Annotated in this window: 24 protein-coding genes; 10 read left to right on the top strand and 14 right to left on the bottom strand. The window is 66.1% G+C overall.

What is annotated here, in order from left to right; genetic code table 11:
* Genes AC3XQU_RS01180 through AC3XQU_RS01170 form a run of 3 tightly spaced genes read left to right on the top strand, consistent with a single transcriptional unit; the run spans window position 1 to window position 2174 of the window.
* A complete protein-coding gene (locus AC3XQU_RS01180) occupies window positions 1–702 on the top strand; it encodes an ABC transporter permease (protein WP_489872294.1) in 702 nt (233 codons plus the stop codon).
* Window positions 699–1352 (top strand): energy-coupling factor ABC transporter ATP-binding protein, encoded by a 654-nt coding sequence (locus AC3XQU_RS01175; protein ID WP_489872293.1) that lies wholly within the window; start codon window positions 699–701, stop codon window positions 1350–1352. The genes AC3XQU_RS01180 and AC3XQU_RS01175 overlap by 4 nt, the downstream gene beginning before the upstream one ends.
* A gap of 15 nt (window positions 1353–1367) precedes the next feature.
* On the top strand, window positions 1368–2174 hold the full coding sequence (locus AC3XQU_RS01170; protein ID WP_489872292.1) for an ABC transporter substrate-binding protein: 807 nt from the start codon (window positions 1368–1370) through the stop codon (window positions 2172–2174).
* A gap of 18 nt (window positions 2175–2192) precedes the next feature.
* Here AC3XQU_RS01170 and AC3XQU_RS01165 read toward each other — a convergent pair whose 3' ends face one another.
* From AC3XQU_RS01165 to AC3XQU_RS01155, 3 genes are all read right to left on the bottom strand, one after another.
* A complete protein-coding gene (locus AC3XQU_RS01165; protein ID WP_489872291.1) occupies window positions 2193–3653 on the bottom strand; it encodes a DUF7125 family protein in 1461 nt (486 codons plus the stop codon).
* Window positions 3654–3675: 22 nt separating this feature from the next.
* Window positions 3676–4071 (bottom strand): hypothetical protein, encoded by a 396-nt coding sequence (locus tag AC3XQU_RS01160; protein WP_489872290.1) that lies wholly within the window; start codon window positions 4069–4071, stop codon window positions 3676–3678.
* Between the two features lie 86 nt (window positions 4072–4157).
* Window positions 4158–5054, bottom strand: coding sequence for a sensor histidine kinase (locus AC3XQU_RS01155; protein WP_489872289.1), 897 nt, complete (start codon window positions 5052–5054; stop codon window positions 4158–4160).
* A 224-nt stretch (window positions 5055–5278) separates the two neighbouring features.
* Here AC3XQU_RS01155 and AC3XQU_RS01150 point away from each other — a divergent pair, with 224 nt between their 5' ends.
* The 3 genes from AC3XQU_RS01150 to AC3XQU_RS01140 all read left to right on the top strand — a co-directional run bounded on the left by AC3XQU_RS01150 (window position 5279) and on the right by AC3XQU_RS01140 (window position 8866).
* The gene (locus AC3XQU_RS01150; protein WP_489872288.1) at window positions 5279–5674 is read left to right on the top strand and encodes a response regulator; all 396 of its coding nucleotides are present in this window, start codon (window positions 5279–5281) and stop codon (window positions 5672–5674) included.
* Window positions 5675–5773: 99 nt separating this feature from the next.
* Window positions 5774–6427 (top strand): MEDS domain-containing protein, encoded by a 654-nt coding sequence (locus AC3XQU_RS01145; protein WP_489872287.1) that lies wholly within the window; start codon window positions 5774–5776, stop codon window positions 6425–6427.
* Window positions 6428–6442: 15 nt separating this feature from the next.
* Entirely contained in the window at window positions 6443–8866 is a 2424-nt protein-coding gene (locus tag AC3XQU_RS01140) for a hybrid sensor histidine kinase/response regulator (protein WP_489872286.1), read from the top strand.
* A 40-nt stretch (window positions 8867–8906) separates the two neighbouring features.
* Here the strand turns inward: AC3XQU_RS01140 and rng are convergent, their stop codons facing one another.
* The 10 genes from rng to AC3XQU_RS01090 form a co-directional block, all read right to left on the bottom strand.
* On the bottom strand, window positions 8907–10373 hold the full coding sequence (rng, locus tag AC3XQU_RS01135; protein WP_489872285.1) for a ribonuclease G: 1467 nt from the start codon (window positions 10371–10373) through the stop codon (window positions 8907–8909).
* 239 nt (window positions 10374–10612) lie between these two features.
* Complete coding sequence (locus AC3XQU_RS01130) at window positions 10613–11230, bottom strand: Maf family protein (protein ID WP_489872284.1); 618 nt, start codon at window positions 11228–11230, stop codon at window positions 10613–10615.
* Window positions 11231–11235: 5 nt separating this feature from the next.
* A complete protein-coding gene (gene rlmH / locus AC3XQU_RS01125; protein WP_489872283.1) occupies window positions 11236–11706 on the bottom strand; it encodes a 23S rRNA (pseudouridine(1915)-N(3))-methyltransferase RlmH in 471 nt (156 codons plus the stop codon).
* Between the two features lie 18 nt (window positions 11707–11724).
* Entirely contained in the window at window positions 11725–12402 is a 678-nt protein-coding gene (gene rsfS, locus AC3XQU_RS01120) for a ribosome silencing factor (RefSeq protein ID WP_489872282.1), read from the bottom strand.
* Entirely contained in the window at window positions 12402–13088 is a 687-nt protein-coding gene (gene nadD / locus AC3XQU_RS01115; protein ID WP_489872281.1) for a nicotinate (nicotinamide) nucleotide adenylyltransferase, read from the bottom strand. The genes rsfS and nadD overlap by 1 nt, the downstream gene beginning before the upstream one ends.
* A complete protein-coding gene (gene hemF / locus AC3XQU_RS01110) occupies window positions 13085–13996 on the bottom strand; it encodes an oxygen-dependent coproporphyrinogen oxidase (RefSeq protein WP_489872280.1) in 912 nt (303 codons plus the stop codon). Before hemF ends, nadD begins: the two co-directional genes overlap by 4 nt.
* A gap of 264 nt (window positions 13997–14260) precedes the next feature.
* Window positions 14261–15526: a phosphoribosylamine--glycine ligase gene (gene purD / locus AC3XQU_RS01105; RefSeq protein WP_489872279.1), complete on the bottom strand. Its 1266-nt coding sequence runs from the start codon at window positions 15524–15526 to the stop codon at window positions 14261–14263.
* Between the two features lie 27 nt (window positions 15527–15553).
* The gene (locus tag AC3XQU_RS01100) at window positions 15554–16279 is read right to left on the bottom strand and encodes a YebC/PmpR family DNA-binding transcriptional regulator (RefSeq protein WP_489872278.1); all 726 of its coding nucleotides are present in this window, start codon (window positions 16277–16279) and stop codon (window positions 15554–15556) included.
* A 129-nt stretch (window positions 16280–16408) separates the two neighbouring features.
* Complete coding sequence (locus AC3XQU_RS01095; protein WP_489872277.1) at window positions 16409–17188, bottom strand: copper chaperone; 780 nt, start codon at window positions 17186–17188, stop codon at window positions 16409–16411.
* Window positions 17185–17307 (bottom strand): hypothetical protein, encoded by a 123-nt coding sequence (locus tag AC3XQU_RS01090; protein WP_489872276.1) that lies wholly within the window; start codon window positions 17305–17307, stop codon window positions 17185–17187. The genes AC3XQU_RS01095 and AC3XQU_RS01090 overlap by 4 nt, the downstream gene beginning before the upstream one ends.
* 118 nt (window positions 17308–17425) lie before the next feature.
* Here AC3XQU_RS01090 and AC3XQU_RS01085 point away from each other — a divergent pair, with 118 nt between their 5' ends.
* The 4 genes from AC3XQU_RS01085 to AC3XQU_RS01070 are packed head-to-tail and all read left to right on the top strand — an operon-like array spanning window position 17426 to window position 19893.
* Window positions 17426–18346: a DMT family transporter gene (locus tag AC3XQU_RS01085; protein WP_489872275.1), complete on the top strand. Its 921-nt coding sequence runs from the start codon at window positions 17426–17428 to the stop codon at window positions 18344–18346.
* A 31-nt stretch (window positions 18347–18377) separates the two neighbouring features.
* The gene (locus tag AC3XQU_RS01080; RefSeq protein WP_489872725.1) at window positions 18378–18758 is read left to right on the top strand and encodes a methylglyoxal synthase; all 381 of its coding nucleotides are present in this window, start codon (window positions 18378–18380) and stop codon (window positions 18756–18758) included.
* A 20-nt stretch (window positions 18759–18778) separates the two neighbouring features.
* Window positions 18779–19753 carry a quinone oxidoreductase family protein gene (locus tag AC3XQU_RS01075; protein WP_489872724.1) on the top strand — a complete coding sequence of 325 codons (975 nt, stop codon included), beginning with the start codon at window positions 18779–18781 and terminating at the stop codon, window positions 19751–19753.
* On the top strand, window positions 19750–19893 hold the full coding sequence (locus tag AC3XQU_RS01070) for a hypothetical protein (RefSeq protein ID WP_489872274.1): 144 nt from the start codon (window positions 19750–19752) through the stop codon (window positions 19891–19893). Before AC3XQU_RS01075 ends, AC3XQU_RS01070 begins: the two co-directional genes overlap by 4 nt.
* 112 nt (window positions 19894–20005) lie before the next feature.
* Here the strand turns inward: AC3XQU_RS01070 and AC3XQU_RS01065 are convergent, their stop codons facing one another.
* Entirely contained in the window at window positions 20006–20656 is a 651-nt protein-coding gene (locus AC3XQU_RS01065) for a DUF4136 domain-containing protein (RefSeq protein ID WP_489872273.1), read from the bottom strand.
* Between the last annotated feature and the right edge of the window lie 36 nt (window positions 20657–20692).

Here is a 20692-nt window from a genome sequence, read left to right as displayed (position 1 = left end):
GTGCTGGACGCGACCTCGCATGCGTTCGCGCTGCTCTTCTCGGGCGACGCGGCCTTGTGGCATATCGTCTGGGTCTCGCTCAAGACCAGCGTGCTCGGCCTGCTGTTGGCCGCGCCGCCCGCCATCTTCCTCGGTTATGTGATCGCGCTGCACCGCTTCCCGGGCCGCCGCCTGGCGATCTGGCTGGCCCAGGCCGCGCTGTCGCTGCCGACCGTCCTGATCGGCCTGCTGCTCTACCTGCTGCTGTCGCGCCGCGGGCCGATGGGCGGCCTGGAATGGCTGTTCACCCAGCAGGGCGTGATCCTGGGCCAGATGATCATCGGCCTGCCGGTGCTGCTGGCCTTTACGCTGGCGGCGGTGCAGGCGGCCGATCCGCGCTATGCCGAAACCGCCGTGGCTTTGGGCGCCTCGCGCTGGCGCACCATGCTCACCGTGCTGCACGAGGCGCGCTATGGCGTGATGGCGGCCGTCATCAGCGGCTTCGGGCGCGTGATCTCGGAAGTCGGCTGCGCGCTGATGGTGGGCGGGAACATCGAAGGCCAGACCCGCACCATCACCACGGCCATTGCGCTCGAGACCAGCAAGGGCGATTTTGCCCAGGGCATCGCGCTGGGCATCGTGCTGGTGGCGCTGGCGCTGGTGATGAACGGCGCGCTGGTGCTGCTGCAGGGCGAAGCCCATGCGGCCGGGGGCAGGCTGTGACGGCGCTCCTGAGCGTGCACGGGCTGCACAAGCGCCATGGCGAGCGCACCCTGTTCGAGATCGACACCCTCAGCATCCAGGCCGCCAGCGCTTATGTGCTCACCGGCGTGAACGGCGCCGGCAAGTCCACGCTGCTGCGCACCCTGGCGGGCCTGGAGCGCTGCGAGGCCTGTACCGTCGAATTCGATGGCGGCAAGATGCCCCTCCATCCATATCCCCGTCAGCTGCGCCGCGCCATCGTCTTCGTGCACCAGCACCCGATCATGTTCTCGACCAGCGTGGCCCACAACATCGCCTACGGGCTGGTGGCGCGCGGCGACGACCGCCGCAGCATCGCCGCCGCGGTCGAGGAGGCGATGGACTGGGCCGGCGTGGCCCACCTGCGCGACACGGCCCCGAGCCGCCTGTCCGGCGGCGAGAAGCAGCGCGTGGCGCTGGCGCGGGCACGCGTGCTGCAGCCCCGGCTGCTGCTGCTGGACGAACCCACCGCCAACCTCGACGGCCCGGCGCGCGAGCAGGTCATCGGCCTGATCCCGACCCTGCTCGATGCCGGCAGCAGCGTGGTGATGGCCTGCCACGACCGCGACCTGATCGGGCTGCCCGGCATCTTTCGCCTGAAGCTGCGCGACGGGCGCCTCGAACTTCGTTGACCACCAGGAGAAACCATGCAACGCCGCGACCTCATTACCTTGCTGTTATCGGCCACCCTCGGCATGCCGCTGGCGCACGCCCAGGATGTGCTCCGGCTGTCGACCACCACCAGCACCGAGAACTCGGGCCTGCTCAAGGCGCTGCTGCCGGCCTTCGAGGCGAAAACGGGCATCAAGGTGCATGTGATTGCGGTCGGCACCGGCAAGGCGCTGGAACTGGCGAAGAATGGCGACGTCGACCTGACCCTGGTGCATGCACGGGCGCTGGAGGACAAGTTCGTGGCCGAAGGCTGGGGCGTGGACCGGCGCGACGTGATGTACAACGACTTCATCGTCGTCGGCCCGGCGAGCGACCCGGCCGGGGTCAAGGGCGGCAAGGATGTGATCGCCGCCTTCCGCAAGATCGCCGCCAGCGGCGTGCGCTTCGTGTCGCGCGGGGACAATTCCGGCACCGACGTGATGGAGAAGGGCTACTGGCAGGCCGCCGCCGTCAAGCCGGCCGGCGCCAGCTATGTCTCGGCGGGCCTGGGCATGGGCGAGGTGCTCAACATGGCCGCCGAAATGCGCGCCTACACCTTGACCGACCGCGCCACCTACGGCGCCTACCGCGCGAAAACCGGCCTGGCCGTGCTGGTTGAGGGCGACAAGCGCATGTTCAATCCCTACGGGATCATCGCCGTCAATCCGGTTAAGCACCCCGGCGTCAATTACAAGGGCGCCAAGGCCTTGTCGGACTGGATCACGTCGGGCGAGGGCCAGGCGCGCATCGCCGCCTTCAGGCCGGAAGGCGAGCAGCTGTTCTTCCCGTCAGCCGCCCGCTGAAGACGGGCGGCGCCGGGTTCACGTCTGGCGCCGCTGCGGACTGCCGGACAAGACGCCATCGTAGGGCGCCGCCTTGTCGCCGATGACGATCCCTTCGTCGGTGATCTCGAACAGGCGGATCTGCCGGCTATGCTTGCTGCCGCGTACCTTGACCACCCCGATCAGGGTATGCATCTCGCACTGCGATTCCACATAGCGCTGCATGACGACGACATCGACCAGTACCCCGCTGCCGTAGGGAGAAAAGCGCAGGTCCTGGTAGCGGTCTTCCAGTTCGCTGGTCATCAGGATGGTGACGCCCTTGGCGCCGAGCACGGTGGTCATGCGGTAGAGCGAATCGCGGAAATCCTCGCGGTCTTCGGGCGCCATGGCCATCTCGAAACCCGACAGCGAATCGAGCACCACGCGGGTGGCGCCGAGCTCGTCGATCATGGTGCTCAGCTCGTGCAGCATTTCATCGGTGGACAGGTCGATGGCGCGCACGCTCTTGAGCCCGACCTTGCCGCTGCGGACCAGGTCGTCGAGCTTGATGTTCATCATCTGGCTCGGGCTGCGTTCGAACAGGGCGATCACGCCGGTCTCGCCATTGGCTGCGCCGGCGGCCAGGAATTCGGTCGCCAGCATGGTCTTGCCCGAGCCGGTCGGTCCTACGACCAGGGTGGAATAGCCTTCGGGAATACCGCCGCCCAGCATCTCGTCCAGCACCGGCACGCCCGAGGACAGGCGCCGCGGCGGCACCCGCACCGGCGGCTCGGCGCCGACCGGCTCGGGAGCGGGCAGCACGCGCGGAAAGACCTCGATGCCGGTGTCGTCGATACGGAAGGAATGCAGGCCGGGACGCTGCTTCTGGCCGCGGATCTTGATGATCTGGATCTTGCGCGACATGGCATTGCGCTGCACGATCTGGTTGAGCCAGAAGATGCCGTCGGCCACCGTGAAGATCGGATTCTGGTGCGTTTCCCCGGAGGTGTATTCGCCGATCAGGAAACTGGTCGCCTGCCAGGTGGTCATGTGTGCGACCAGGTGCTGGACGAATTTTTGCAATACCGCCGTATCCTGATCGCCGCCGCGGGCGCCCTCGATGAAGGAGCGGAAGGAATCGATGAAGACCAGGGCGGGCTGGTGCACGCGCACTTCTTCCAGGATCTGGGCCAGCACCAGGTCGTAGTTGCCCAGCTCGACCTGGGGAGCGAGGCTGATGTAGTTGACCGATTTGCCGACCTTGTCGAAATCGAAAAAGCCGAACTGCTGCTGGTAGCGCAGCATCTTGAGGGGCGGCTCGCCCATGGCGGTGAAGAACAGCGCCTTGCGCTCGGGGCCGGCCAATCCGAACATGATCTGTTGGGCAAAGGTTGTCTTGCCGCTGCCCGGGGTGCCACCGATGATGTTGAACGATAGCTGGGGCAGGCCGCCGCCGAGGATGGTGTCCAGTCCGGGCACACCCGTCGGCAGGGCCTGCAGGTCAATCTGGTCGGTCATTACCGCATTCTCCTAAGGATTCTTAAGTGGCGTCGTCCGGCGCAAAGGCCGACGCCAGGAACTGGCTCGCCAGCCGCACGCCGATCAGTTCGCCCAACTGGCTGGTGAAGCTCTCGAGCAAGGCGCGGTTCACCGCCAGCAACTCGTCCGCCTGCCGGCCGTCGAGGGCGCTGGCGAACAGGGTGTAGGCCTGACGTTGCTGTTCCGGCGTGGCCGCCTGCGGCAGCCAGGGAAATGCCGCTTCGTTGAGCGCAAGCGTGCGTGCGAACAGCAGCTGGGTGCTCATGGGGCCGAGCAGGGGATCGAAACGCGCGAACATGCGGACCCAGACGCCGGCCGCGCTTGCCGTGCTTGCTGGTGCACCGTCCGGTGTCAGGCGTTCCATGATCGTGGCAAGCAGCTCGGTTGGTATCGGCATGATGTCAGACAAGAGCTGCTATGGCCTGGCGCTTGAAAAATGCCATCGCCCGGTCCCGTTGATTGAGTTGTTTTCAGAACATGATTCTATCCGATCGCCGGTGTGGCGGAAACATCGTCGGGAGGGCGATGGATGGGCAGGTGCATGGTCACCGCTGTGCCGTGGGTACGGTCGCTGGCGATCGACAGGCTGCCCCCGTGGGCCGCCAGGCGCTGGTCGAGCGCCGGCAGGCCGTAGCAGCGGGACTTGCGCGGCGCCTTCGGATCGAAACCGATGCCGTTGTCCGACACCACCATGTCGAGCATGTCCCCGTGCACCCCCAGCAGCACGCTGACGCGGCTGGCAAGCGAATGGCGAAACACATTGTTCAGGCATTCCTGCAGGACGCGGCAGGCCGTCAGCACGGTCTCTTCATCCAGCGCCAGGTTGGCGACCGCGTCGGACTCGAGCTGGCAGGCGATGCCGCTGGCGCGGATGAACTTGCGCACTTCGAGCTCGAGCGTTGCCTGCAGTCCCAGGTCGAGGCCGGCCGGGCGCAGGTCGCCCATCAGCTGCTTGACCGTGCGCAGGGTGGTGTCGACATTGTCGAGCGCGGCGCTGGCCAGGTCGTGCAGGCGGCCATGGCGGACGGCGGTATGCTGGAACAGCATGGCGATATCGATGCGCAGCGCCAGCAAATTCTGGGCGAGGCTATCGTGGATCTCACCGGAAATACGCTTGCGCTCGGCTTCGAGGTTGGCGACCTGGTGGGCCAGCAAGTCGTTCAATTTTTGCTCGGAGACGCGCAAGGCCTGCTCGGCGCTTTCGCAGGAAAGGATCTTCTCGACCAGGGCCTGGTTGACCAGCATCTGGTCCTGGGTCAGCTGGAGCACCGCCGCTTCGAGCGCGGCCGTGGCTGATTCGTCGTGGTCGCCCTCGTCCTGCCCGGCAGGGCGGCGCTGGCCTCGCGCGGAACTGTTGCGGCCGGAAAGTTGTGTACGCATGTGGATGAGCTAGCTGATCAACCGCAAAACTTGAACAGGGATATCTGGTACCGCCCCTCGACCCTACGGCGATTGGCACGCCAAGTCAAGCACAGCCAACAGCGGCAGTGCGCCAGGCGCGTCCAGGCCGTGCCGGCAGCCGGGCAAGACCGGCCTGGCAGCGCTAGGTGTGACATCAATATGTGGTAAAGGACACAATCATGCCGGTAGGGTAGAATCTCAAGATGGTGAAAAAAGCCCTGATTGTCGATGACATGCCGCTCGACGTCGAACTGACGCGGCGTGTACTGCGAAACTGCGGCGAACAGCACGAGATCGTGGTGGCCTCGGACGGCGAAGAAGCCTTGCGCGAACTGGGCCGGACGCAGGACTTCGATGTCGTCCTGCTGGACCTGAAGCTGCCCAAGCTCGACGGCTTCGAGGTCCTGAAAGAGATCTCGTCCAAGCCGTCCATGTCCGGCATACCCGTGATCGTCCTGTCGAACACCCGCAATGAAACGGAGCGCATGCGCAGCCGCATGCTCGGCGCCTGCGAATTCGTGGAAAAGGCCATGGACTACGCCGAGTTCGACGCCAACCTGCGGCGCACCCTGGCGCATTACGGGTTCTGCCGCGCCTGATCCAGCTGTTTGCATAATCGTCAACTGCGCTTGCTTCATTGTTGGTGAGTTAACAGCGCCGGCGTGGCATACTCCCTCCGTTCCATTTTTTTCATTCCTATGTCTAGCGATCGCAAGCCAGTCAAGCTGGCCGGTTCCACCCTCACGCATTCCTGCCATGCCTGCGCCTTCTTCCACACCAGGGAAGAAGAATACCGGGTGCTCCTGCCTTTCATCCAGGAGGGCTTCGAGCATGGCGACCGCGCCTTCCACATCGTGGGCCGGGAGCTGCACGCGGATCACATGGCGCGCCTGGAGCGGGCCGGCATCGATACCGCCGCGGCGCAAGCGCAGGGGCAGCTGGAAGTGCGGACCTGGGACGAGACCTACCTGACGGATGGGCATTTCGACCAGCATCGCATGATCGAGACCTTGCTGGCACTGCTGGCGCCGGAAAACAACCCTCCCGGGAAAATATCGCGCAATATCGCCAGCATGTCCTGGGCGCTCGAAGACCGGCCCGGCGTCGACGACATCGTCGAATACGAAGCCCGCCTGAACCAGGCGCTTCCGGCGCAGCACGATCCGGTCGTCTGCACCTACGACCTGGCCGAGTTCGACGCCGGCGTCGTGATGGATATCCTGCGCACCCACCCGATGGTGATCATCGGCGGCATCCTGCAGGAAAACCCGTTCTTCGTTCCGGCTGAACAGATGCTCGCCGAACTGGAAGCGCGCAAGGCCGCCGCGCTGCCGGACACGGCGACGGCCTAGGGCGCATTGAACCGTATGCAGACCGCAGGCAAGGACGAACCGGAGCTCGAGCGCCTGCGCCAGACCACGCGCGACCTCGTTGCCATGACGACCCTGCCGGCGATCTGGGGCGAGCTTGCTCCCGCCGGCGTGATCGAGAGCCTGGCCGGCGTCCTGCTGAAAATGCTGGACCTGGACATGGCGTATATCCGCTTATGCGGACATGGCGACTGCGCCGAGATCGATACCATGCGCAGCCGGGAACACGGTGCCGAGGCGCTGTTCCTGCCTGCAGTGCGCGCGATGGCGGCGCCGCAAGAGCCCATTGCGCCGGCGACCATTGCCCATCCAGCCGGCGGGCAGCCCCTGCAAGCGAGCCTGGTCCGCTTCGGCATCTCGGGCGAGATCGGCATGATCGCCGTCGCTTCCCGGCGCCCTGGTTTCCCGTCCGAGAACGAGCGCCTGCTGCTGGGCGTGGCCGCCAACCAGGCCACGGTCGTGCTGCAACGCCACCAGTCCGCGCGCGCGCTCAGGCAAAGCGAAGCGCGCTTCCTCGACCTGGCCGACGCGGCGCCGGCAATGCTGTGGGTCACCGAGCTGGATGGGCACTGCTCCTTCCTGTCGCGCGGCTGGTATGCGTTCACCGGGCAAACCGAGCAGCAGGGACTGGGCATGGGCTGGACCCGGGCCATCCATCCGGACGACCGCGACGCGGCAAGCCGGGCCTTCCGGGATGCCAACGCCCGCCAGGCCGAATTCAGCCTCGAGCACCGCGTGCTGCATGTCGACGGCAGCTACCGCTGGGTCATCGATACGGGGCGTCCGCGCTTTTCCCCGTCGGGGGACTTCCTGGGGTTCGTCGGCAATGTCCTCGATATCAGCGACCGCAAGGAGGCGGAGCAGGCCCTGCACGACACGCGCACCATGCTCTCCACGGTGTTCGAAGCGCTCCCGGTGGGCGTGGCGGTGGCCGACCAGGACGGCAAGCTGCTGCTGTCGAACCACGAAATGCACCAGTACCTCCCCACTGGAAAGTTGCCTTCGCTGGATGCGGCGCGCCTCGACCAATGGCGGGCGTTCCACGAGGACGGACGCCCGTATGCGCGCCAGGACTTCCCCGGCGCGCGCGCACTGCGCGGCGAACGGGTAGTGCCCGGCATCGAGGCGCTGTACACGAGGGATGACGGCGCAGAGATCTGGACGCAAGTTGCCGCGATCCCCCTGAAGAACAGCAACAACGTTCCCAGCGGCCAGGTGTCCGTCGTCACCAATATCGACGCCTTCAAGCGTACGGAAGCGGCGCTGCGCCAGGCCGAGACCAAGCAGCGCAGCCTGTTCGACGAAGTCGCGAAATCCAACCGCAACCTGAGCGAATTCCTGGCGGTCCTGGCGCACGAACTGCGCAACCCGCTGGCGCCGATCCTGACCGGCCTGGAAATCATGCGCATGCGCGCCGACAGCCTGGACACCGTCGCCAACGTGCGCGGCATCATCGAGCGCCAGGTCAGGCAGTTGTCGCACCTGATCAACGACCTGCTCGATATCGCCCGCGTCACCAACGGCAAGGTCGACATCCGCAAGCAGGCGGTCGAGCTGAAGTCGATCGTTGCCAATGCCGTGGAAACCAGCCTGCCCCTGATCGAGAAGGGCCGCCATGCCCTCACCATGCAGCTGCACGATGCGCCGCTGCCGGTCCATGCCGACCCCACCCGCATCGCCCAGGTGGTCGGCAACCTGTTGACGAATGCGGCCAAGTACACGCCGCCGGGCGGCCAGATCACCCTGAGTGTCGGGCGCGAGGGCGACCAGGCCCTGGTGTCGGTGACCGATAACGGCATCGGCATTCCGCCGGAAGCGCTGGAATCGGTGTTCGAGATGTTCAGCCAGGTCGGGCGCAACATGCAGCATGCGCAGGGCGGCCTGGGCATCGGGCTGTCGCTGGTGCGCCAGCTCGTCGCCCTGCACGAAGGCACGGTGGCGGCCAGCAGCGCCGGCGCCGGCAAGGGCAGTACCTTCGTGGTCAGGCTGCCGATCGACGCGCGCGATGCGGCCGGCGCCCCGGTAGTGGCGGCGGCAGGCGCCGCCACGACCGGAAGACCCTTGCGCATCCTGGTCACGGACGACAACGTGGATGCGGCGCTGACCCTGGCGTCGCTGCTCGAGATCCAGGGCCACGTGCTGCAGGTCGCGCACGATGGCCGGCAGGCGCTGGAGGCGGCGCAGGGTTTCCAGCCCGAGGTGGTCTTCCTCGACATCGGCATGCCGGACATGTCGGGCTATGAAGTGGCTCACCGGCTCAGGAAGATCGCGGGCCTGGAGCGCAGCACCATCGTGGCCGTATCGGGATGGGGTGCGAAGGACGACCTGGCGCGCTCGAAGCAAGCCGGTTTCGACATGCATTTCACCAAACCGGTGGCGCCGGCGCGGCTGAACGACTTCCTCGCTTCGCTGCCGCATTGAGCGGCCTCGTCCGCGGCAGCGCCCCGGGCGCCCCGGCCGACTACATCAGGATGACGTCGTACTGTTCCTGGTGATAGCCTTTTTCCACCTGCAGCGAAATGCGCTTGCCGATGAAGTCGCCCAGCATCGCCAGGTGCTGCGATTCTTCTTCCAGGAACAGGTCGATCACTTCCTGCCCCGCAACGATGCGGAATTCGCGCGGGTTGAACTGCTTGGCTTCGCGCAGCAGCTCGCGCAGGATCTCGTAGCAGATCGTGCGCGAAGTTTTCACCTGGCCCTTGCCGCTGCAGGCAGGGCAGGGCTCGCACAGGATGTGGGCCAGCGATTCGCGGGTGCGCTTCCTCGTCATCTCCACCAGCCCCAGCGCCGAGAAGCCGCTCACCGACACCTTGGTGCGGTCGCGCGCAAGCGTCTTCTTCAACTCGGCCAGCACCTGGTTGCGGTGCTCGTTGTTTTCCATGTCGATGAAGTCGAGGATGATGATGCCGCCCAGGTTGCGCAGGCGCAGCTGGCGCGCGATGGCATGCGCCGCTTCCAGGTTGGTCTTGAAGATGGTGTCGGCAAAATTGCGTCCGCCGACATAGCCGCCGGTGTTGACGTCGATGGTCGTCATCGCCTCGGTCTGGTCGACGATCAGGTAGCCGCCGCTTTTCAGGTCCACGCGGCGGCCCAGCGCGCGCAGGATTTCCTCTTCCACGCCGTATAAATCGAACAGCGGGCGCTCGCCGGTGTAGTGCGCCAGGCGCGCCAGCACGCTGGGCGTATAGACTTGCGCGAACTCGACCAGCATGTTGAAGTTCTCGCGCGAGTCGATCTGGATGGTGGCGGTCTCGTCGTGCACGAAGTCGCGCAGCACGCGCTGGGCCAGGTTCAGGTCCTGGTAGAGCAGGGAAGTGGGCGGGCGGGTGCGCGCGCCCTGCACGATCGAACCCCAGGTCTTGCGCAGGTAATCCACGTCGGCGGCGATGTCCACGTCCGAGGCATCCTCGGCCTGGGTGCGCACGATGTAGCCGCCCTTCTCGTCCTTGGGCAGCAGGTTCTGCAGGCGGGTGCGCAGCTGGTCGCGGTCGGCTTCCTTCTCGATCTTCTGCGAGATGCCGATGTGCTGGTCCTGCGGCAGGTAGACCAGCATGCGCCCGGCGATCGAGATCTGGGTGGACAGGCGCGCGCCCTTGGTGCCGATCGGGTCCTTGATGACCTGCACGGTCAGCACCTGGCCGTCGAACAGCAGTTTCTCGATGGGAGTGGGCGGGGCGCTCGTGCTGCCTTCGTGGCTGCGGGCTTCCCAGATGTCGGCCACGTGCAAAAAGGCGGCGCGTTCCAGGCCGATGTCGATGAAGGCCGACTGCATGCCCGGCAGCACGCGTACGACCTTGCCCAGGTAGACATTTCCCGCCAGCCCGCGCGTCAGGGTGCGTTCGATGTGCAGTTCCTGCACCGCGCCCTGCAGGACCAGCGCAACGCGCGTTTCCTGCGGAGTGATGTTGATGAGGATGTCTTCGTTCATGGGACCAGTCGCGCGCTATGGATCAGGGTGCCATGATACACGGTGGGGTGGGTGGCCGGGATGGTGGATCAGCGTTGTCCCGCAGGGTAGGCGGGGTTATTCTGGGCAATGCCCGGAATGACGAACGCCCACGCGTTCCCATCACGCGTGCATTGCGGCCCCCCCTTGGCTTGTTTGAACGCGTGGGCAAGGAACTTGCCCACCTACGGAGCGCGTCGAATCACACACCGGCGAACCGGTCAGATCTGGTAACCCGCCTTGCGCAGCAGGATCGCCGTCTCGAACAGCGGCAGGCCCATGATGCCCGAATGGCTGCCCTCGATATGCTCGACGAACAGCGCGGCGCTGCCCTGGATGCCGTAGCCGCCGGCCTTGTCGTAGGGTTCGGCGGTAGCGCAATAGGCCTTGATCTGGGGCGGAGTGAGCTTGGCGAAGCGCACTTCCGAGACCTGCGTGATCTGGTCCGCGACGCGCTCGGCGTGGATCGCCACCGAGGTCAGCACCTGGTGGGTGCGGCCCGACAGGCGCTCGAGCATGTCGACCGCCTCGGCATTGTCGGCCGGCTTGCCGAGGATCTCGCCGTCGAGCGTGACGGTGGTGTCGGCCGTCAGGATGGGGCGCAGCGGCTGGCGCCGCACCTGCAGGATATTCCAGGCGAACGCGCCTTTTTCCTTGGCCACCCGCGCGACGTAGGTGCGCGGGTCTTCGCCCGGCAGGACGTCCTCGCTGATGTCGAGGCCGCGCGCCGGATCGCCGCGCACCATCAGCAGTTCGAATTCCACGCCAACCTGGCGCAGCAGTTCACGCCTGCGCGGGCTCTTGGAGGCGAGATAGATTTTCTTGTCAGTGAGTTTCATCGAGGTCAGACGCGGTGGTACGGATGGTTCTGGGTAATCGACCAGGCACGGTACAACTGTTCTGCAAGCATGACCCGCACGATTCCGTGCGGCAGCGTCATGCTCGAGATGCGGATCATGCCTTCGGCGCGCGCTTTCAGCTCCGGATCCAGGCCATCGGCGCCGCCGATCAGGAATGCGGTGTCGCGGCCATCCTGCTGCCAGGTTTCCAGCATCTGCGACAGCCCGACGCTGGTCAAGTCCTTGCCGCGCTCATCCAGCGCGATGATGCGCACGCCCTTGGGCAGCACCGCCTCGATGCGTTCGCGTTCGAGCGCCATGGCCGTGGCGGCAGTCTTGCTGCCGGAGCGCTCGACCGGCTTGATTTCCTTGAGCACGATGCGCAGCTCGGGCGGCATGCGCTTCGTGTACTCGCCGAACCCGGATTCGATCCAGGCCGGCATCTTGTGCCCGACGGCAGCAATGATCAGTTGCATGGAATCAGAAGTTGGGGATTACTCTTCTGCCTTCTTCACGCGGCGGATCACTTTTTTCACCGGCGCAGCGTCGGCCGGTGCTGCTGCCTTGGTCACGCGCTTCGGTGGCTTGGCCTTGGTCGCTTCGACGGCGGCGATCTCGGTCTTGCTTGGCATGACCTTGATGGTCTTGCCGACCGGGGCCTTCTTGGCGGCCGGCTTCTTGGCCGCGGCGGTGGCAGCAGGGGCCTTCTTTGCCGCCGCTGGCTTGCGCTCGCGGATCGGCTTGACTTCGGGCTGCTCCTGGGTTGCCGCCAGGTGCTTGGACTTGGCCTTCGGTTCGGCCGCTTCGGCCTCGGCCGTCGACTTGCGCTTGGCCGCGCCCAGCTTGACCGGCTTTTCGCCCCAGATTTCTTCCAGGCGGTAGTACTGGCGGATGGCCGGCTGCATGATGTGGACGATCATGTCGCCCAGGTCGACCAGCACCCATTCGCCGGTGTCCTCGCCTTCCATGCCGACCACGTCGCCGCCGGCGGCCTTGACCTTGTCGCGCACCGAAGCGGCCAGCGCCTTGGTCTGGCGGTTCGAGGTGCCCGAGACCACTGCGATGCGGTCGAACAGGCTGGTCAGGTGCATCGTGTCGAACACGGCGATTTCCTGTCCTTTGACGTCTTCGAGGGCGTCAACGACGAGGGTTTGTAGTTTCTTGATATCCATTAGCTTTTATATAAGTTATGTTGTTGAATATAGTCTAGCACTTGCGGCGTAAGGCGCGCGCTTATGTCGGCGCTCGTCCTCATGCCCGTTCGCAGGGCGTTTCTAAGCTGTGTGGCAGAAATATCTACCGCCAGTGTTTCTGCCAGGCAGACTTTGCCGTATGGGGCAAGGCGCACTTCCGCCGGCGTCGCCAGACGCTGCGAGAGTTCCTGCGCTACTGCTGGAGGCAAGCTATCCTGATCCAGGTCGTAACCCGGGCGTGCAGCCACGCCGAGGTTGCATAGCGCAAACAGCTCATGCCATTTGCGCCAGGTGTCGAGCTTGTGCAGCTGGTCGGCTCCCATCAGGAAGACGATCGATGCTGCCGGTCCAACGGTGTCGTTCAATTCGGTACGCAGGCCGCGCAGGGTGTCGACCGTATAGGTCGGGCTGCCGCGTTCGATCTCCTGCAGGTCGATCGTCACGCTGGTTGTCGATCCCGCAAAGACTTGCCCGCCGAAGGCCAGTTCGAGCATGGCAATGCGCTGGGCGTCGCTGGCCTGCAGCGCGCCTTTTTGCCACGGCCGGGCCGGCAGGATGCGCAGCTCGTCCGGTTGCAGCAGCTCGGCAAACAGTGCCCCCAGGGCCACGTGCCCGACGTGCACCGGGTCGAAACTCCCGCCCAGCAGGGCGACGCAATGCGTCACGGCGCCAGCCAGTCCCGGTGCACGAGGAAGTCGCTGTAGAGCAGCGCTTCCGGGCTGCCCGGTTCCGGGTGCCAGTCGTAGCGCCATTTCACGATCGGCGGCATCGACATCAGGATCGCCTCGGTGCGCCCGCCCGACTGCAGGCCGAACAGGGTGCCGCGGTCCCACACCAGGTTGAACTCGACATAGCGCCCGCGACGGTAGGCCTGGAAGTCGCGTTCGCGCTCGCCGAAAGGCAGGTCCTTGCGGCGCTGCAGGATCGGCAGGTAGGCATCGAGGAAACCGTTGCCGACGCTTTGCACCATCCCGAACGCCGCGTCGAAACCGGCTTCGTTGAAGTCGTCGAAGAAGATGCCGCCCACGCCGCGCGGCTCCTTCCGGTGCTTCAGATAAAAATACTCGTCGCACCACTTCTTGAAGCGCGGATGCAGGCCTTCGCCATACGGCGCCAGCGCATCGTGGCAAACCTGGTGGAAGTGGCGCGCGTCCTCGGCATTGCCGTAATAGGGCGTCAGGTCCATGCCCCCGCCGAACCACCAGACCGGCTCCTTGCCGGGCGCAGTCGCTTCGAAAAAGCGCACGTTCATGTGCACGGTCGGCGCATGGGGATTACGCGGGTGCAGCACCAGCGACACGCCCATCGCTTCCCAGGCGCGGCCCGCCAGTTCCGGACGCGCGGCCGCGGCCGACGGCGGCAGGCTGGCGCCGGTCACGTGCGAGAAGTTCACCCCGCCACGCTCGAACACATTGCCTTCTTCGACCAGGCGCGAGATCCCGCCGCCGCCTTCCGGGCGTTCCCAGGTATCGCGCAGGAAGGGCTTGCCGTCGATGTCTTCGAGGGCCTGCACGATGCGGGACTGGAGACCGAGCAGCCAGGCTTTGACGGCGATTGGATCGGGGGTGGACATGCGCTGGGAGTGGTGTCGGGGAAAAGGAAGGGGCAGATTGTACACCTGCGCGGGGTGTTCTTATGATTATGGGGCTGGGGGCCCGTGTCCGACTGCGAGCTGGCTTGGGCTCCGGCCTTTGCCGGAGCGACCTTGTTTTGGGAATCGACCCATATCGTGTTGGCGATGCGTTCATTGTCAGCCTTAACACCGTCGTCCCGGCGCAGGCGGGGACCCAATGTTGCGCGCCTGCTGCCAACGCCTCGCACAACTACCAGCACCGCCTTACTTCACCCCGCGCCAGCCGATATCGCGGCGGAATTGCGCGCCATTGAAGTGGATCTTCTCCACCGTCTCATACGCCTGCTTCTGCGCCATCTTGACGCTGTCGCCCAGGCCGACGACGCACAGCACGCGGCCGCCATTCGACTGCAGGTTGCCGCCCACCAGGGTAGTGCCGGCGTGGAAAGTCACGCATTCCGGCGTCTCGGCCGGGATGCCGACGATGGTGTCGCCCTTGCGCGGGCTGTCCGGGTAGCCGGCAGCGGCCAGTACGACGCCCACCGCGGTGCGGCGGTCCCATTCCAGTTCGACCGCGTCCAGGGTGCCGTTGCAGGCGTGCTCCAGGACCGGCACCAGGTCGCTCTTCAGGCGCGCCATGATCGGCTGGGTCTCCGGGTCGCCCATGCGGCAGTTGAATTCCAGCGTGCGCGGGTTGCCATCGGCATCGATCATCAGGCCGGCGTACAGGAAGCCTGTGAAGACGATGCCGTCCTTGGCCATGCCCTGGATGGTCGGGTTGATGATCTCGCGCATCACGCGCGCATGCATCGACGGCGTGACGATCGGGGCAGGGGAGTACGCGCCCATGCCGCCGGTGTTCGGGCCGCCGTCGCCGTCCAGCAGGCGCTTGTGGTCCTGGCTGGTGGCCAGCGCCAGCACGTTCTTGCCGTCGCACATGACGATGAAGCTGGCTTCTTCGCCGGCCAGGAATTCTTCGATCACGATGCGCGCGCCGGCGTCGCCGAAGGCGTTATCGGACAGCATGTTGTCGACCGCAGCGTGCGCTTCATCGAGCGACATCGCCACCACCACGCCCTTGCCGGCGGCCAGGCCATCGGCCTTGATCACGATCGGGGCGCCATTGGCGGCGATATGGGCGTGGGCTGCCGCCGCATCGGAAAAACTCTGGTAGGTCGCGGTCGGGATGCCGTGGCGCTGCATGAAGGACTTGGCGAAATCCTTCGAGCTTTCCAGTTGCGCCGCCTCGCGGGTCGGGCCGAAGATCTTCAGGCCGCGCGCGCGGAACAGGTTCACGATGCCGGCGGCCAGCGGCGCTTCCGGCCCCACCAGGGTCAGGGCGATGCCTTCGGCCACCACGAAGTCGGCGAGCAGCGCAGGGTCGGTGATGTCGATGTTCACCAGGCGCGCGTCGAGCGCAGTGCCGCCATTGCCCGGTGCGACGAAGACGGTCTGGACGCGTTCCGATTGGGCCAGTTTCCAGGACAGGGCGTGTTCACGGCCGCCAGAGCCGACTACGAGGATTTTCATACGGGCTTTTCCAGCTTGGTTTCCAGCTTATTCTTCGATGACGGCGTTGGTGAAGACTTCCTGGACGTCGTCCAGGTTTTCCAGCGCGTCGAGGAGTTTCTGCATCTTGATGGCGTCGTCGCCGGTGAAGACGGTTTCGGTGGCAGGCTTCATGATGACTTCCGCCACCTCGGCCTTGAACCCGGCTGCTTCCAGCGCTTCCTTCACGCTCGAGAACGCGAACGGGTCGCACAGCACTTCGAAGCCGCCTTCGTCATCCTGCACCACGTCGTCGGCGCCGGCCTCGAGGGCCGATTCCATCAGCTTGTCCTCGTCCACGCCGGGCGCGAACAGGAACTGGCCGGTGTGCTGGAACATGAAGGCGACCGAGCCTTCGGTGCCCATGTTGCCGCCGAATTTGCTGAAGGCGTGGCGCACTTCGGCCACGGTGCGCACGCGGTTGTCGGTCATGCAGTCGACGATGATGGCCGCGCCGCCGATGCCGTAGCCTTCGTAGCGGACTTCTTCGTAGTTCACGCCTTCGAGCTCGCCCGAGCCGCGCTGGATGGCGCGGCTGACGTTATCCTTCGGCATGTTGGCGTCAGCGGCCTTCTCGACCGCCAGGCGCAGGCGCGGGTTGGAAGCAATGTCGCTGCCGCCCATGCGTGCGGCCACGGTGATCTCCTTGATCAGGCGCGTCCAGATCTTGCCGCGCTTGGCGTCGGTAGCGGCTTTCTTATGCTTGATGTTGGCCCATTTGCTGTGTCCAGCCATGTCGAAAAATCCTTAGACGGTATGCAAGAGTGGCCGACATTCTAACATAGGCCCCTTCTGCAAAATCGTCTGGCGGCGTCAGCACAACAGCAAGAAAACGCATTCGCCGCCGGCCGCACCAAGGATTTCTTAAGGGAACATTCGCCAGGTTCCCCAGGCCACCAACACCAGGCCCGACACCCAGCCGGCCAGCGTGCCTTCCTTCAGACGCAGCTCGCACAGCAGCAGCAGGCCCACCGCCGCCACCACGCCCGGGTCGCCCGGCCCGCCGCCCAGGGGCAGCAGGAGCAGCAGCCAGCAGCAGCCCAGGCAGATGCGGCCATGCTCGGCGCCCTGCCACAGCGCCCCCGCCATGCCGCCGCGCCACTCGGCCAGCACGCCGGGCAGGGGCGTGCGGCAATAGTCGAGGCAATCGTGCTTGGCCGGGGTCCACTGGTAGACGCCGGCGGCGACCATGGCCAGGCCCGCGCCGGCCGGATGGCGCACCGCCAGCGAGGCGTCGAGCATGCCGGCGTCGTGCAAGGTCCAGTGGATGAGCGTGACCAGGGCCGCGAAGCCGCACCAGGCCAGCAGGCAGCCGCCCGCATACAGCGCGGCGGCCAGGCGCGGCCAGCGCACCGCCTCGCATTCCTCGGCCAGGCGCGCATACACGAACACGGCGCCGGCGCCGGCAGGCAGCATCAGCCCCACGCACAGGCCGGTCCACATCACGAACACCATCGCCAGCTGCCCGGCCTGCAGGGGCGCCGGGGCGGAGCCGGCGAAATCGCGCAGGGCGCCGCCCGGCGGCGGATGCATGCCCTGGAATGTAAACCACGACCAGCAGGCGCCTACCAGCAGCACCAGCCAGGCCAGTACCAGCCAGGTCCGCGGGCCCTGGCGCTCGTCGATGACGAAGAGACTCATCATGCACCTCCGCCGCGTTTGCGCCGGCGCGGCGGCCAGGTAGCGGCCGCCGCTTCGCGGCAGGCAGCTTCGGTGCGGCAGGTGCTCCGGGGCGTGCCCCGGTTCGCCATCAGGGTGTGCATGCGATCTCTCCTCGTTGTGATTGCTGTGCGAGGTTCGACAGCCTGCCGGCCGCGCCGTTCTCCGGTCCCCTCCAGCCTGCCTCCAGCAGGCAGGGCTGTTCGACCGTACAATCGTCGGATGAAACCAAGCACCACCGCCGATGCTGCTGCTCCTTTACCACGTGCGGCCCTTCTTGCCGGCCTGTCGATCGCCATCGGCGGCGCCATCCTGTTTTCTACGAAGGCCGTGGTCGCCAAACTGCTGTATCGCTACCACATCGACGCGGTGACTTTGATCGCGTTCAGGATGCTGTTCTCGTTTCCGGTGTTCGCTGTCGTCGCGCTCTGGAAAATGCGGACCCAGCCGCCACTGAGCAGCCGCGACCGCTGGCGCATCGCCGGGCTGGGCCTGCTCGGCTATTACCTGTCGAGCTATCTCGACTTTTTGGGACTGCAGCACATCTCGGTCGGGCTCGAGCGGCTGATCCTGTTCCTGACGCCGACCTTCGTCCTGCTCGCCAACGTGGTGGTATTCAAGCGCCGCATTGGGGCCATGGAATGGGCGGCGCTGGGGCTGGCCTATTGCGGCATCGTGCTGGTGTTCGTGCACGACCTGGCCGGCGGCTCGGGCAGCACCATCCTCGGCTCGCTCCTGGTGCTGGGCTCGGCCGTCGCCTACGCCCTGTATTTGCTCGGCACCGGCGAGATGGTGCGCCGCATCGGCTCGCTGCGCCTGGTGGCGTACGCGATGTGCGTCTCGAGCGTGGCCTGCATCGGCCAGTTCTTCCTGCTGCGCCCGGCCAGCCTGCTGGTGCAGCCGGCGGAGGTATACTGGCTGTCGCTGGTGAATGGGGTATTCTGTACGATCTTTCCCGTGTTCATGACCATGGCCGCGGTGCAGCGCATCGGCGCCGCCACCGCCTCGCAGGCCGGGATGATCGGCCCGGTCTCCACGCTCTTCCTCGGCGCGCTGATCCTGGGCGAGCCGGTGACCAGCGTGCAGCTTGCGGGCACCGGCCTCGTGCTCGTGGGGATCTACCTGCTGTCGCTCAAAAAATGACCCTCGCAACCAACCTTCGGAGAACCCATTGGTGAAACCACGCCTGGCGCTGATCGCGCACGACAAGAAGAAGGACGACATGATCGTGCTCGCGCGCGAATACCTCGGCTTTTTGCAGGGCTGCACGCTGTCGGCCACCGGCACCACCGGCGGGCGCCTGGCCAATGAGCTGGGACTGGCGGTCGACCGCAAGCATTCGGGGCCGGTGGGCGGCGACCTGCAGATCGGCGCCATGCTGGTCGAAGGCGGGATCGACTGCGTGATCTTCCTGCGCGACCCGATGACCCCGCAGCCCCACGAACCCGATATCAATGCCCTGGTGCGCGCCTGCGACGTGCACAACATCCCGTGCGCGACCAATGTCTCCACCGCGCGCCTGGTGCTGTCGCAGCTGAGCGCCGCTACCAGCTGAACCTGAAAGGAATGCACATGCTGGTCAAAGCAATCCGCATGGCCGCCACCGGCGGGCCCGAGGTGCTGGAGTATGTCGACGTCGACGTCGGCGAGCCGGGTCCGGGCGAGGCGCGGGTGCGCCACCACGCGATCGGCCTGAATTTCATCGACACCTATTACCGCAGCGGCCTGTATCCGCAGGCGCTGCCCTCGGGCCTGGGCCAGGAAGCGGCCGGCGTGGTCGAGGCGGTGGGCGAGGGCGTCACCCACGTGGCGCCGGGCGACCGGGTGGCCTATGCGGGCGGCCCGCTTGGGGCCTACAGCCAGGCGCGCGTCATGCCGGCCCATGTGCTGGTGCGCCTGCCCGATGCGATTTCCTTCGAGACCGGCGCGGCCATGATGCTGCAGGGGCTGACGGTCCAGTACCTGTTCACCTCGACTTTTAAATTGCAGCCGGGCCAGACCATCCTGTTCCATGCGGCCGCGGGCGGCGTCGGCTTGATTGCCTGCCAATGGGCGCGCGCGCTCGGCGTGAACCTGATCGGCACCGTGGGCTCGGAAGAAAAAGCGGCGCTGGCCAGGGCCCATGGCGCGGCCCACGTCATCAACTACAACACGGAGGATATCGTGCAGCGCGTGCTCGAGATCACCGATGGCGCCAAGGTGCCGGTGGTGTACGACTCGGTCGGCAAGGACACCTTCATCCGTTCGCTCGACTGCCTGCAGCCGCGCGGCCTGATGGTCAGCTTCGGCAATGCCTCCGGCCCGGTGCCGCCGTTTGCCCTGACCGAGCTGGCGTCGCGCGGCTCGCTCTACATCACGCGGCCGACGCTGTTCGCCTATGCGTCCCGGCGCGAAGAGCTCGAAGCGATGGCGCTCGAGCTGTTTGGCATGGTGGAAAGCGGCAAGGTGAAGATCGACGTGCACCAGCGCTTCGCACTGGCCGATGCCGCAGACGCGCACCACGCCCTGGCGGGCCGCCGCACGACCGGCTCCACGGTGCTGCTGCCATGAGGGATACCGGGGAAGACCGTCCACGCCCGCAGCCGGAAGGGGATGGCGCGCCGAAGTTCGGGCGGCTGCTGATCGTGCTGGTGCTGGCGGTGCTGCTGGTGGGGGTGATCACCCTTGCGTCGGAGGCCTACTTTACGTGATGCCAGCTGGCCGCGTGGGCAAGGAACTTGCCCACCCTACGAAACACGGCAAAGCGTTTGTCAAATAAAAAATGGGGCCGCAAGGCCCCATTCTTCTGAAACGGACCAGGAATCAGCCGTTCTGCTGCTTCAACTCCACGCGCCTGGCCACGCCCGACGGCCCCGGAAAGCCTTCGAAGGCGCTCTGCACCAGGGCCGGCATCAGCGCCGGCGTCGACATCTGGCGGCTGGTGTTGTGCACGGTAACGTCGAACAGGCGCTTGCCGTCGCTTGCTGCCTTGATGCCGACGCGCAGTTCGCGGCGGTACTGGTGCTCGACCGAGACCTGGTAGGCCGGAGTCCAGAACGGATCGTAGAAGGGGCTGTAGATACCGCCCCAGTACGGATTGTGGAAGCCCCGGTAGCGGCCGCGGTAGGAATAGCGCAGCGGGTGCACCATCGGCTGGTAGAAGGGCGACATCATCGGCTCGATCACGCGCACCGGCACCTCGGTGGTGGCAAAGCGCATCGACACGGTCAGCGCCGGCCTGGCGCCGTCGGCGTCGCGGAACCCCAGGCGTGCGAGCTGGCCGCGCACCAGGTCCTGGTAGGCGCGCCATTCCAGCGTGTCGTCGTGCACGGGCGGCACTTCGAAGACGTAGGTCTTGTCCTCGATCTGCGCGGGCCACTGGTGGAAAGTGGTCACATCGCTGCGGATCGTGGTGGCGCAGCCGGCCAGCAGCAGCGCGCAGGCCGCCACGGCGGCGGTCATCAGGCGTTTCATGTCTCTCTCCCTGGTCAATACGGACTTTTGCGAGCG

Source organism: Telluria sp. AZSoR62 (assembly GCF_058111565.1).
This window is presented reverse-complemented; position numbering and strand designations above follow the sequence as displayed.